We start from the raw sequence: 11,862 nt of genomic DNA, 5'->3' as shown, positions 1-11,862 counted from the left end.
GAACGTACAGGAATGTCGCATTCGTATAATTAAAGACGGAGTTAAACGTTTGCGCTCAGGTATTTGCGCAAATTTCGAAGACGTTTCTTTGGAGGCGAGGTGCGCCTGGCACCAGGATGGGGCGTAGGGTTACGACCCGTAACAGCATTCGCAGCCGCCGAAGCGGCCGCGAAACAGTACAGAAGTAACGTTAGCTCAAGGCAGCTGTACTTCAATCGTGCCGTCGGCACTCATGGTCACATCGCTGGTGCCCGCCTCGATTTCCGGTACGGGCGCGGCATCGGCGGCGCCCATGGCGGCTTTCATCATCATCGGCGCGCTGCGGGCGTACGGATGTGGGTAGCCACTGCTGTTGAGGTTCAGGTTGACCACTTTATAGCTCTTGCCACCCAAGGCTTCGGTGGCCAGTTGCGCGCGGGACTTGAAGGCTTCGACGGCGTCCTTGAGCAGGGCGTCTTCGCTGCTTTTGCGCGTGGCCGGGGCGATGGAGAAGTCCATGCCGCCCATCTTCAGTTGTTGCAGCAGTTCGCCGGTGAGCTTGGACAGCGCCGGGAAGTCCGCGCTTTCCAGGCGAATTTCGGCGCGCTCGCGCCAGCCGGTGATCTTCTGGTTTTTGTTGTCGTAGATTGGGTAGCTGTTACGGCTGCCCTGGCTGATCTTGACCTCCTTGACCTCGCGGGCTTGCTGCACCGCCTTGTTCATGGTCTCGGTGATTTCTTTGGCCAGTTTGCCGGGGTCAGTGTTTTGCGCTTCGCTGTAGAGGGTCACGACCATCAGGTCGCGGGCCACTTCCTTGCTGACTTCGGCACGCAGCGAGATCTGGTTGTATCGGGGTGCCTCTGCCAGGGCCGGAAGGCTGGCAAGCAGGCTGGTGGCCATCACGAGGGCGGCGCTGCGGCGGGAATTAAGCATGTACGGCTCCTTGAAAATAAGGCGTGGACACTGACAAATCTGTTCCACGCAGGCCCCTAAGACTCGAAAGAGTGTAGTGAGGTTCAAAAAGGCCATTACTGTTATGTAAGAAAGTGTGGCGCTTTGCCGCACATCAGCAGACCGCGGCGCAGCTTCGGTATACTCGCCACGATTCGCCCTGGAGCACTCATCAGGAGAGCTCATGCTCGCTCCCGTACAACTGCTGTCCGCTACCCGTCAGAACCTCTGGCGCCTGACCTTCATCCGCATTCTGGTACTGGCCGCCCAGGCCGGCTCGGTGGGCGTTGCCTACTGGACTGACCTGCTGCCGCTGCCGTGGTTTTCGCTGGTGCTGACCCTGGCACTGTCGAGCATGCTCTGCGCGTTCACGGCTTTGCGCCTGCGCCTGTCGTTACCGGTGACAGAGCTTGAATACGCCTTCCAGCTGGCCTGTGACCTGTTGATCCACAGCGCCTTGCTCTATTACTCCGGTGGGTCGACCAACCCCTTTGTGTCTTATTACCTGGTGCCGCTGGCCATTGCTGCGGTGACGTTGCCGTGGGTGTATTCACTGGTGCTCTCGGGCATTGCCCTGGCGGCCTATAGTCTGTTGCTGGTGCAGTTCTACCCGCTGGAGACCTTCCCCGTGGCACGGGAGAAGATGCAGGTTTACGGCATGTGGTTGAGCATTGCCCTGGCCGCTGCGGTGATCACCTTCTTCGCGGCGAAGATGGCCGAGGAGTTGCGTCGGCAGGAGCAACTGCGTGCCGAGCGACGCGAAGAGGGCCTGCGTGATCAGCAACTGCTCGCGGTTGCCACCCAGGCTGCCGGTGCTGCCCATGAACTGGGTACGCCGCTGGCGACCATGAGCGTATTGATCAAGGAAATGCGCCAGGACCACAGCGACCCTTTACTGCAGGAAGACCTGGCGGTGCTGCAGGATCAGGTCAAGCTGTGCAAGGAAACCCTGCAGAACCTGGTGCGTGCCGCCGAAGCCAACAGGCGCATGGCGGTCGAGGATCAGGAGGTCACGGCCTGGCTGGATGAAGCCCTCAACCGCTGGCACCTGATGCGCCCCGAAGCCAGTTACCGCTTCCAGCGCCTGGGCCAGGGCAATGTGCCACGCCTGGCGCCGCCGCCTGACCTGACCCAGGCCTTGCTCAACCTGTTGAACAACGCCGCCGATGCCTGTCCGGACGACCTTGAGGTGCGCCTGGACTGGGATGCACAGGACATGGTGATCAGCATTCGCGATCATGGCCCGGGCGTGCCCGTGGCCATTGCCGAATCCATCGGCAAACCCTTCTTTACGACCAAGGGCAAAGGCTTTGGCCTGGGCCTGTTCTTGAGCAAAGCCAGTGTGACCCGTGCTGGCGGCTCGGTAAAACTCTATAGTCATGAGGAAGGCGGTACGCTCACCGAGCTGCGCCTGCCGCGTGACGCGCGAGGAGATGTGTGATGAGTGATGAAATCCAGGTTGAAGGCGAAGAGCTCCCACACCTGTTGCTGGTAGATGATGACGCGACCTTTACCCGTGTCATGGCGCGCGCGATGAGCCGCCGTGGTTTTCGCGTGAGCACCGCCGGTTCGGCCGAAGAAGGCCTGGTGCTGGCCCAGCAGGATGTGCCCGACTACGCCACGCTGGACCTGAAGATGGATGGCGACTCGGGGCTGGTGCTGCTGCCCAAGCTGCTGGAGCTGGACCCGGAAATGCGCGTGGTGATCCTCACCGGCTATTCGAGCATCGCCACCGCAGTGGAGGCGATCAAGCGTGGCGCCTGCAACTACCTGTGCAAACCGGCCGATGCCGATGACGTGCTGGCCGCGCTGCTGTCCGAGCACGCAGACCTCGACAGCCTGGTGCCGGAAAACCCGATGTCGGTCGATCGCCTGCAGTGGGAACACATTCAGCGCGTGCTGACCGAGCATGAAGGCAACATTTCCGCGACTGCCCGTGCCCTGGGCATGCACCGGCGTACCTTGCAGCGCAAACTGCAGAAGCGTCCGGTCCGGCGCTGAGGTGGCTGCAATGCTTCGCGGGTGAACCCGCTCCCACAGGTCTGCGGTGTTCTGTGGGAGCGGGTTCACCCGCGAAAAATCACAAGCTGGCGTATGATTAGCCCCCTAACGACAGCCACCAGGACCACCCAGCATGCTCGCCCTGTTTCTCCAGACGTTGAACATCACGGCTCCGGTCTTTGCCATGTTGTTCATGGGGGTGTTGCTCAAACGCATCAACGCGATCAGTGACAGCTTCATCCATACCGCGTCGTCCTTGGTATTCAATGTCTGCATGCCGGCGCTGCTGTTTCTCGGGATCTATCACGCAGACCTGACGACAGCGGTGCAACCGGGTCTGTTGCTGTACTTTACCGTTGCCACGCTGGTCGGTTTCGGCCTGGCCTGGGGCATGGCCATCTGGCGTTGCCCGCGCGAAGACCGTGGCATCTATACCCAGGGTGCCTTTCGCGGCAACAACGGGGTCATCGGCCTGGCGTTGGCGGCAAGCATGTACGGCGACTACGGCATCTCCCTCGGGGCCATTCTCGCCGGGCTGGTGATCCTGCTGTACAACTCGTTGTCGGTGGTGGTGCTGGCGGTGTACAGCCCAAGTGCCAAGTCCGACCCCTGGAGTATCCTCAAGAGCATCCTGCGCAACCCGCTGATCATCAGTGTGTTGCTGGCGGCTGTCCTGGCCTATGGGCAGGTGGCGCTGCCGAACTGGCTGCTGACCTCGGCCGACTACCTGGCGCAGATGACCCTGCCGCTGGCACTGATCTGTATCGGTGGCACCCTGTCGCTGGCGTCCCTGCGTCAGAGTGGCAGCCTGGCGGTGAGCGTCAGTGTACTGAAAATGGTCTGGCTACCCTTACTGGCGACCCTGGGCGCCTGGTTGTGCGGCTATCGTGGCGCCGAGCTGGGCATCCTGTTCCTCTATTTTGGTAGCCCTACGGCGGCGGCCAGTTATGTGATGGCCCGGTCCACCAACGGTAACCACCAACTGGCGGCGGCTATTATCGTCATAACCACGCTGATGGCCGCTGTTACCACCAATATCGGAATCTTCTTCTTGCAGTGGGGCGGATGGATCTAGATTCTGTGCAGCACAATTCCAACACTGCCTCTTAGCCTCGAGGACACTTCATGCAAGAAGAGATCACCCCAGAGCGGTTACACCGCGGGTTGAAAAACCGCCATATCCAGTTGATCGCATTGGGTGGCGCCATCGGTACCGGTCTGTTCCTCGGTATTGCCCAGACCATCCAGCTGGCAGGCCCGTCGGTTTTGCTGGGCTATGCGATCGCCGGCCTGATAGCGTTTTTCATCATGCGCCAGCTGGGCGAGATGGTCGTTGAAGAGCCGGTATCCGGTACCTTCAGTCACTTTGCGCACCGTTACTGGAGTGAGTTTGCCGGCTTCATGTCGGGCTGGAACTACTGGGTGCTGTATGTGCTGGTGGGCATGGCCGAACTGACCGCCGTGGGCATTTATATCCAGTACTGGTGGCCGGATTTCCCCACCTGGGCAACGGCGGCGATCTTCTTCGTCGTGATCAACCTGATCAACCTCAGCCAGGTGAAGGTCTATGGCGAAATGGAATTCTGGTTCGCGCTGATCAAGGTCGTCGCCATCGTCAGCATGATTGCCTTTGGCGGTTACCTGCTGATCAGTGGCAATGGCGGGCCGGATGCCAGCGTTGCCAACCTGTGGCAGTACGGTGGTTTCTTCCCTAACGGCATCAGCGGCCTGATGATGGCGCTGGCCGTGATCATGTTTTCCTTTGGCGGGCTGGAGCTGGTCGGTATCACTGCTGCTGAAGCCGACAACCCCAAGCACAGCATTCCACGCGCCACCAATCAGGTGATCTACCGCATCCTGATTTTCTACATCGGCGCACTGGCGGTGTTGCTGTCGTTGTATCCGTGGCAAAAAGTGGTGCAGGGCGGTAGCCCGTTCGTGATGATTTTCCATGCCCTGGACAGCAACCTGGTGGCCACATTGCTCAACCTGGTGGTGTTGACGGCGGCCCTGTCGGTTTATAACAGCTGCGTGTACTGCAACAGCCGCATGCTGTTCGGCCTGGCGATCCAGGGTGATGCGCCCAAGCGCCTGCTCAAGGTCAACGTGCGTGGCGTGCCGCTGGCGGCGCTGGGTATCTCGGCGTTGGCGACAGCATTGTGCGTAGTGATCAACTATGTGATGCCGGCTGAAGCCTTTGGCTTGTTGATGGCACTGGTGGTGTCTTCGCTGGTGATCAACTGGGGCATTATCAGCATTACCCACCTGAAGTTCCGCCGGGCCAAGCAGGCAGCAGGCGAAACCACGTTCTACAAGAGCTGGGGTTATCCGGTGACCAACTACGTGTGCCTGGCTTTCCTCGCACTGATCCTGGTAATCATGTACATGACCCCGGGCATCCGCATTTCGGTGCTGCTGATTCCGGTATGGCTCGCCGTGCTGGCGGTGGCCTTCTGGATGAAGAAGAAGGGTCAACAGGCCGTCGCCTGACGGCCTGCCTGCGGGGGTGATCGATCAGCTGTTCTGGTAGCTGTCTATCACTTCCTGGGCGGCGCGAAACGCATCGATGGCCGCCGGCACACCGGCGTAGACGGCGCAATGCAGCAGCGCTTCACGGATTTCATCAACCGTGCAGCCATTGTTCAGGGCGCCGCGCACGTGGCCCTTGAGCTCTTGCGGGCACTTGAGTGCCGTCAGTGCGGCCAGAGTAATCAGGCTGCGGGTTTTCAGCGGCAGGCCCTCACGGCTCCAGACGCTGCCCCAGGCGTGTTCGTTGACGAAGTCCTGCAGCGGCTGAGTGAACTCGGTGGCATTGCCCAGTGCGCGATCGACAAACGCGTCGCCCATCACCTGGCGGCGGACTTGTTCGCCGGATTTTTTGTTTTCGCCCATGTTGTTTTCCTTAATGTTGGCGGCGCCAGGCACGCAGGGTCGTGAACAGCAGTAACGCCCCGAGCACCGGCAGTGCGTAGAACAGCATCAGATTTTCCAGGCGCGTGGCCAAGGGCATGCCTGTGGTGAATGCCACCACGTGCAGGCCGTAGGCCAGATACAGTCCGAGAAACACCAGACCTTCGGCGCGAGTTACGCGGTAACCCGAGTAGAACACCGGCAAGCTCAAGGCGGCGACGCCAAGCATTACCGGCAGGTCGAAATCCAGGGCATTGGGCGAAATCGACAACGGCTCGGGCGCCACCAGAGCGGTCAGGCCGAGCACGGCCAGCAGGTTGAACAGGTTGCTGCCAATGACGTTACCCACGGCAAGCTCGCGTTCGCCACGCAGTGCCGCAATCAATGAGGTCGCCAATTCCGGCAGGGAAGTGCACACCGCGACCACCGTAAGGCCGATCACGCGTTCGGAAAGGCCCAGGTCCACAGCGACTTCCACCGCCGCTTCCAGCAACAGATGGCCGGCGACACTGAGCAAGCCCAGGCCTGCCAGCATCAGCATCAGGCTGCTGAACCAGAACTTTCCACCTTGCTGCGGGCGTGGCCCGGGGGCAGGGTAGGTGCGGGCGTAATGGCGTGACTGGTGCCAGAGTATGGCCAGGTAGCCGAGCAGGCCAAGCAGCAGTAGCGCGCCCTCAAGGCGCCCGAGCAGTTCATTGAGCGCCAGCAGGTAAACCAGCACGCTGGCGCCGATCATCAGCGGAATATCCAGGCGCACCAGTTGGCGTGAGACACGTAACGGAATGATCAGGGCCGCCAGGCCGAGGATCACCAGGATGTTGAAAATATTGCTGCCGATCACGCTGCCCACCGCGACATCCGGGGCGCCGCTAAAGGCTGCCTGCAGGCTGACGGTGAGTTGCGGGGCACTGCTGCCGAAGGCAACCAGGCTCAGGCCGATGATCAAAGGTCGCACCTGAAGGCCGGCCGCCACGCGCAGGGCCGAGCGCACCAGCAGCTCGGCGCCGGCAATAAGCAGCAGCAGGCCGAAGGCCAGTTGCAGAAGGCTGAAGGTGGGTAAGGCGGCCAGGGCGAAAATGGTGGTGCTCCGTATCAGGATCAGTCGCTGAGACTTTGTACCCGTACGCGTGCCGTTCCGCTACGGATCATGCCCAATTTTTCTGCGGCAGCGTGAGACAGGTCAATCAATCGGCCGCGCGTGTGGGGGCCGCGATCGTTGATGCGCACGACCACGCTACGGTCGTTGTTGAGGTTGGTGACCTTGACCCGGGTGCCGAAAGGCAGGCTGCGATGTGCAGCGGTCATGGCGTTTTTGTTGAAAGGCTCTCCACTGGCAGTGCGTTTGCCATGGTGACGGGAGCCGTAATAGGAGGCGGTGCCGGTCTTGTCGTAGCCGCGGGGATCGATATCGTGGCTGGCACATCCGGCCAGCAGGGCAAAGAGCGCGAGTGCGCTGGGCAGACGCCAGATCAAGTCAATTGCTCCCAGGAGAGGTGATCGCCCCATGAGTGCCAGCCAGGCCGGCACTTATGGGACAATTCGAATTACCCTTCGAGCTTGCTCTTGAGCAATTGGTTCACTTGCTGCGGGTTTGCCTTGCCTTTGGACGCTTTCATCGCCTGACCGACAAAGAAGCCGAACATCTTGCCACGCTTGGCTTCGTCAGCGGCGCGGTACTGCTCGACCTGCTCGGCGTTGGCCGCGAGCATTTCGTCCAGCACCTTCTCGATCGCGCCGCTGTCGGTGACCTGTTTCAGGCCCTCGGCCTCGATGATCTGGTCGGCATCGCCTTCACCGGCGGCCATCTTCTCGAAAACCACCTTGGCGATCTTGCCGCTGATGGTGTTGTCGAGGATGCGCTGCAGCATGCCGCCCAGTTGTGCTGCGGTAACCGGTGCCTGGTCGATTTCCAGGCCAAGCTTGTTGAGCAGGCTGCCCAGTTCGACCATGACCCAGTTGGCGGCCAGCTTGGCGTCGCCGCACACGGCAACCACCTGTTCGAAATAGTCCGCTTGCTCGCGGCTCGACGCCAGTACGTTGGCATCGTAGGCCGAGAGGCCGAACTGGCTCTGGAAGCGCTCGCGCTTCTGCGGCGGCAGTTCCGGCAGCGTGGCACGAATGGTCTCGAGGTAGGCGCCCTCGATCACCACCGGCAGCAGGTCCGGATCGGGGAAGTAACGGTAGTCGTTGGCTTCCTCTTTGCTGCGCATGGAGCGGGTTTCGTCTTTGTTCGGGTCGTACAGGCGGGTTTCCTGAACAACCTTGCCGCCGTCTTCGATCAGCTCGATCTGGCGCTGGATTTCGCTGTTGATCGCGCGCTCGATGAAGCGGAACGAGTTGACGTTCTTGATCTCGCAGCGGGTGCCGAACTCGACCTGGCCCTTTGGGCGTACCGAAACGTTGCAGTCGCAACGCAGCGAGCCTTCGGCCATGTTGCCGTCGCAGATGCCGAGGTAGCGCACCAGAGCGTGGATGGCCTTGACGTAGGCGACGGCTTCCTTGGCGTTGCGCATGTCCGGCTCGGAAACGATTTCCAGCAGCGGGGTGCCGGCACGGTTCAGGTCGATGCCGGTGGAGCCGCTGAAGTCTTCGTGCAGGCTTTTGCCGGCGTCTTCTTCAAGGTGTGCACGGGTAATGCCGACACGCTTGACCGTGCCGTCTTCCAGGGCGATGTCCAGGTGGCCCTTGCCGACGATCGGCAGCTCCATCTGGCTGATCTGGTAACCCTTGGGCAGATCGGGGTAGAAGTAGTTCTTGCGCGCGAACACGTTGTGCTGGCCGATCTCGGCGTCAATCGCCAGACCGAACATGCAGGCCATGCGCACGGCTTCCTGGTTGAGCACCGGCAGCACGCCGGGCATCCCCAGGTCGATCAGGCTGGCCTGGGTGTTCGGCTCGGAACCGAAGGTGGTAGCGCTGCCGGAGAAAATCTTCGACTGGGTGGCGAGCTGGGTGTGAATCTCCAGCCCGATGACAACTTCCCATTGCATGTGGTGATCCCTCAGAAGCCGTTAGGTGCGCGGGTGTGCCAATCAGTCACTTGCTGATAGCGGTGCGCGACGTTGAGCAGGCGGCCTTCCTGGAAATACGGGGCGAGCAATTGCACGCCAACCGGCAGACCATCGACAAAACCGGCTGGCATCGACAGGCCTGGCAGGCCCGCGAGGTTGGCGGTAATGGTGTACACGTCTTCCAGGTACGCAGCGACCGGGTCGTTGTTCTTGGCGCCGATCTTCCAGGCCAGGTTTGGCGTGGTCGGGCCGAGAATTACGTCGACGTCGTTGAAGGCGGCCATGAAGTCGTTCTTGATCAGGCGGCGGATCTTCTGCGCTTGCAGGTAGTAGGCGTCGTAGTAGCCGGCCGAGAGGGCATAGGCACCGACCATGATCCGGCGCTGCACTTCGGCACCGAACCCTTCGCCACGGGAGCGTTTGTACAGGTCGGTGAGGTCAACCGGGTTCTCGCAACGGTAGCCGAAACGTACGCCGTCGAAACGCGACAGGTTGGACGAGGCTTCTGCCGGTGCGATCACGTAGTAAGCCGGAATCCCGTGCTGCATGTTTGGCAGGCTGATTTCCTTGACCACGGCACCGAGCTTTTCCAGCTCCTTGACGCTGGCCTGGATCAGGTCGGCAATGCGTGGGTCGAGGCCGGCGCCGAAGTATTCCTTCGGCAGGCCGATACGCAGGCCTTCGAGTGAGCCGTTCAGGCCGGCGCTGTAGTCCGGTACCGGCTCATCGATGCAGGTGGAGTCCTTGGCGTCGAAACCGGCCATGCCTTGCAGCAGCAGGGCGCAGTCTTCGGCCGTGCGGGCCAGTGGGCCGCCCTGGTCGAGGCTGGAAGCGTAAGCGATCATCCCCCAGCGCGAAACACGACCGTACGTCGGTTTCAGGCCGGTCAGGTTGGTCAGAGCTGCCGGCTGTCGGATAGATCCGCCGGTGTCGGTGCCGGTAGTCGCCGGCAGCAGGCGTGCCGCCACGGCAGCTGCCGAACCGCCGGACGAACCGCCGGGCACGTGTTCCAGGTTCCACGGGTTTTTCACCGGGCCGTAGTGGCTGGATTCGTTGGCCGAACCCATGGCGAATTCGTCCATGTTGGTCTTGCCCAGGGTCACCGTGCCGGCCTCGGCCAGCTTGCTGACGACGGTAGCGTCGTAGGGCGCCTTGAAGTTGTCGAGCATCTTCGAGCCGCAGCTGGTGCGGATGCCCTGGGTGCAGAACAGGTCCTTGTGGGCGATCGGGGCGCCGAGCAGGGGGCCGTTCTCACCGGCGGCGCGACGGGCGTCGGCGGCGCGGGCCTGGCTGATGGCCAGCTCTTCGGTCACACTGATGAAGCTGTTGAGTTGCGGGTCGAGCTGATTGATTCGCGCCAGCAGGGTGCGGGTCAGCTCTTCGGAAGAAAACTTTTTGTCGGCGAGTCCGCGGGCGATCTCGGCCAGGGTCAGTTGATGCATGGCAGGCTCTATTCCCTTACTCGATGACTTTCGGAACCAGGTACAGGCCGTTTTCCGTCGCCGGGGCGATGGCCTGGTAACTGTCACGATGGTTACTTTCTGTTACCACATCGGCGCGCAGGCGCTGATTGGCTTCCAGTGGGTGCGCCAGTGGCTCAATGCCAGTGGTGTCGACGGCTTGCATCTGGTCGACCAGTCCCAGAATACTGTTCAGGGCATCGGTAGTGCGTGGCAGATCGGCTTCATTCAGGCCCAGTCGGGCCAGATGGGCGATCTTTTCCACGTCGCAGCGTTCAAGCGCCATGGGGATCTCCTGGGGAAACAAAAACGGATTTGGTCCGCGATGAGGAACATGCTGGCAGATTTACGGTCATAAGGCCGCGATTGTGTGCTGGCTTGCTCGGAAAAACTGCCAATTTAACATATTGGCGCCTTGCCCAAAATCCCCGCCGTTGTTAGAGTTTGCCGCACTTTTTTACCCACGCGTTGCCTAGGGTCACTTTCCCATGTTCAAGAAACTGCGTGGCATGTTTTCCAGCGATCTTTCCATCGACCTGGGGACTGCCAACACCCTTATTTACGTGCGTGAGCGCGGTATCGTCCTGAATGAGCCCTCTGTTGTGGCCATTCGTACGCACGGCAACCAGAAAAGTGTCGTCGCGGTAGGTACCGAAGCCAAACGCATGCTGGGCCGTACGCCCGGCAACATTGCTGCCATTCGTCCGATGAAGGACGGCGTGATCGCCGACTTCAGCGTTTGTGAAAAAATGCTGCAGTACTTCATCAACAAGGTTCACGAGAACAGCTTCCTGCAGCCAAGCCCGCGGGTACTGATTTGTGTGCCGTGCAAATCGACCCAGGTCGAGCGTCGCGCCATTCGTGAATCGGCGTTGGGCGCCGGTGCCCGCGAAGTATTCCTGATCGAAGAGCCGATGGCTGCCGCTATCGGTGCCGGCCTGCCGGTCGAGGAAGCCCGTGGCTCGATGGTCGTCGATATCGGTGGTGGTACCACTGAAATCGCACTGATCTCCCTTAACGGTGTGGTCTATGCCGAATCCGTACGTGTCGGTGGTGACCGCTTCGACGAAGCGATCGTGACCTACGTGCGCCGCAACTACGGCAGCCTGATCGGCGAATCCACCGCCGAGCGCATCAAGCAGGAAATCGGCACGGCCTACCCAGGCGGCGAAGTGCGTGAAGTCGATGTCCGTGGCCGTAACCTGGCCGAGGGCGTACCACGTGCCTTCACCCTGAACTCCAACGAAGTGCTCGAAGCCCTTCAGGAGTCGCTGGCGACCATCGTTCAGGCGGTCAAAAGCGCCCTGGAACAATCGCCTCCGGAGCTGGCCTCGGACATCGCCGAGCGCGGCCTGGTGCTGACCGGTGGTGGCGCCCTGCTGCGCGACCTCGACAAGTTACTGGCTCAGGAAACCGGTCTGCCGGTGATCGTGGCCGAAGACCCGCTGACCTGCGTTGCCCGCGGCGGTGGCCGTGCCCTGGAGATGATGGACAAACACACCATGGACCTGCTCTCCAGCGAGTAAGCTGGCTGCAGCAAACATGACGCC

The 11,862-nt window shown here is 61.2% G+C and carries 12 protein-coding genes; 5 read left to right on the top strand and 7 right to left on the bottom strand.

Features of this window, described 5'->3' with window-relative positions:
• Positions 1 to 195: 195 nt before the first annotated feature.
• Positions 196 to 912: an SIMPL domain-containing protein gene (locus tag DM813_RS06640; RefSeq protein WP_128322611.1), complete on the bottom strand. Its 717-nt coding sequence runs from the start codon at positions 910 to 912 to the stop codon at positions 196 to 198.
• A 202-nt stretch (positions 913 to 1,114) separates the two neighbouring features.
• On the opposite strand from DM813_RS06640, the gene DM813_RS06635 reads away from it, so the two are divergent.
• The 4 genes from DM813_RS06635 to DM813_RS06620 all read left to right on the top strand — a co-directional run bounded on the left by DM813_RS06635 (position 1,115) and on the right by DM813_RS06620 (position 5,421).
• The gene (locus DM813_RS06635; protein WP_128322610.1) at positions 1,115 to 2,371 is read left to right on the top strand and encodes an ATP-binding protein; all 1,257 of its coding nucleotides are present in this window, start codon (positions 1,115 to 1,117) and stop codon (positions 2,369 to 2,371) included.
• Positions 2,371 to 2,931 carry a response regulator transcription factor gene (locus DM813_RS06630; protein WP_045184713.1) on the top strand — a complete coding sequence of 187 codons (561 nt, stop codon included), beginning with the start codon at positions 2,371 to 2,373 and terminating at the stop codon, positions 2,929 to 2,931. Before DM813_RS06635 ends, DM813_RS06630 begins: the two co-directional genes overlap by 1 nt.
• 133 nt (positions 2,932 to 3,064) lie before the next feature.
• Positions 3,065 to 4,006, top strand: coding sequence for an AEC family transporter (locus tag DM813_RS06625; protein WP_128322609.1), 942 nt, complete (start codon positions 3,065 to 3,067; stop codon positions 4,004 to 4,006).
• Positions 4,007 to 4,056: 50 nt separating this feature from the next.
• Positions 4,057 to 5,421 (top strand): amino acid permease, encoded by a 1,365-nt coding sequence (locus DM813_RS06620; RefSeq protein ID WP_128322608.1) that lies wholly within the window; start codon positions 4,057 to 4,059, stop codon positions 5,419 to 5,421.
• Between the two features lie 24 nt (positions 5,422 to 5,445).
• Here DM813_RS06620 and DM813_RS06615 read toward each other — a convergent pair whose 3' ends face one another.
• The 6 genes from DM813_RS06615 to gatC form a co-directional block, all read right to left on the bottom strand.
• Positions 5,446 to 5,823, bottom strand: coding sequence for a carboxymuconolactone decarboxylase family protein (locus DM813_RS06615; protein WP_128322607.1), 378 nt, complete (start codon positions 5,821 to 5,823; stop codon positions 5,446 to 5,448).
• 10 nt (positions 5,824 to 5,833) lie between these two features.
• Entirely contained in the window at positions 5,834 to 6,877 is a 1,044-nt protein-coding gene (locus tag DM813_RS06610; protein WP_128322606.1) for a calcium/sodium antiporter, read from the bottom strand.
• 62 nt (positions 6,878 to 6,939) lie between these two features.
• Positions 6,940 to 7,347 (bottom strand): septal ring lytic transglycosylase RlpA family protein, encoded by a 408-nt coding sequence (locus DM813_RS06605; RefSeq protein ID WP_206617363.1) that lies wholly within the window; start codon positions 7,345 to 7,347, stop codon positions 6,940 to 6,942.
• Between the two features lie 38 nt (positions 7,348 to 7,385).
• On the bottom strand, positions 7,386 to 8,831 hold the full coding sequence (gene gatB, locus DM813_RS06600) for an Asp-tRNA(Asn)/Glu-tRNA(Gln) amidotransferase subunit GatB (protein WP_128322605.1): 1,446 nt from the start codon (positions 8,829 to 8,831) through the stop codon (positions 7,386 to 7,388).
• 11 nt (positions 8,832 to 8,842) lie between these two features.
• Positions 8,843 to 10,294 carry an Asp-tRNA(Asn)/Glu-tRNA(Gln) amidotransferase subunit GatA gene (gene gatA / locus DM813_RS06595; protein ID WP_128322604.1) on the bottom strand — a complete coding sequence of 484 codons (1,452 nt, stop codon included), beginning with the start codon at positions 10,292 to 10,294 and terminating at the stop codon, positions 8,843 to 8,845.
• 16 nt (positions 10,295 to 10,310) lie between these two features.
• Positions 10,311 to 10,598, bottom strand: coding sequence for an Asp-tRNA(Asn)/Glu-tRNA(Gln) amidotransferase subunit GatC (gene gatC, locus DM813_RS06590; protein WP_038614429.1), 288 nt, complete (start codon positions 10,596 to 10,598; stop codon positions 10,311 to 10,313).
• Positions 10,599 to 10,800: 202 nt separating this feature from the next.
• Here gatC and mreB point away from each other — a divergent pair, with 202 nt between their 5' ends.
• Entirely contained in the window at positions 10,801 to 11,838 is a 1,038-nt protein-coding gene (gene mreB, locus DM813_RS06585) for a rod shape-determining protein MreB (RefSeq protein ID WP_008371426.1), read from the top strand.
• Positions 11,839 to 11,862 lie beyond the last annotated feature (24 nt).

The organism is Pseudomonas alkylphenolica (assembly GCF_004025535.1).
Taxonomy (GTDB): domain Bacteria; phylum Pseudomonadota; class Gammaproteobacteria; order Pseudomonadales; family Pseudomonadaceae; genus Aquipseudomonas; species Aquipseudomonas alkylphenolica_A.
The sequence above is the reverse complement of the archived record's forward strand: the minus strand, read 5'-3'. Positions and strand labels throughout refer to the sequence as shown.

What these genes read in the sequence shown, in the direction of transcription:
- gatA (WP_128322604.1), bottom strand. Translation starts at nt 10,294, where the DNA reads ATGCATCAACTGACCCTGGCCGAGATCGCCCGCGGACTCGCCGACAAA.
- DM813_RS06640 (WP_128322611.1), bottom strand. Translation starts at nt 912, where the DNA reads ATGCTTAATTCCCGCCGCAGCGCCGCCCTCGTGATGGCCACCAGCCTG.
- DM813_RS06620 (WP_128322608.1), top strand. Translation starts at nt 4,057, where the DNA reads ATGCAAGAAGAGATCACCCCAGAGCGGTTACACCGCGGGTTGAAAAAC.
- gatB (WP_128322605.1), bottom strand. Translation starts at nt 8,831, where the DNA reads ATGCAATGGGAAGTTGTCATCGGGCTGGAGATTCACACCCAGCTCGCC.
- gatC (WP_038614429.1), bottom strand. Translation starts at nt 10,598, where the DNA reads ATGGCGCTTGAACGCTGCGACGTGGAAAAGATCGCCCATCTGGCCCGA.
- DM813_RS06630 (WP_045184713.1), top strand. Translation starts at nt 2,371, where the DNA reads ATGAGTGATGAAATCCAGGTTGAAGGCGAAGAGCTCCCACACCTGTTG.
- DM813_RS06625 (WP_128322609.1), top strand. Translation starts at nt 3,065, where the DNA reads ATGCTCGCCCTGTTTCTCCAGACGTTGAACATCACGGCTCCGGTCTTT.
- DM813_RS06615 (WP_128322607.1), bottom strand. Translation starts at nt 5,823, where the DNA reads ATGGGCGAAAACAAAAAATCCGGCGAACAAGTCCGCCGCCAGGTGATG.
- DM813_RS06635 (WP_128322610.1), top strand. Translation starts at nt 1,115, where the DNA reads ATGCTCGCTCCCGTACAACTGCTGTCCGCTACCCGTCAGAACCTCTGG.
- mreB (WP_008371426.1), top strand. Translation starts at nt 10,801, where the DNA reads ATGTTCAAGAAACTGCGTGGCATGTTTTCCAGCGATCTTTCCATCGAC.
- DM813_RS06605 (WP_206617363.1), bottom strand. Translation starts at nt 7,347, where the DNA reads ATGGGGCGATCACCTCTCCTGGGAGCAATTGACTTGATCTGGCGTCTG.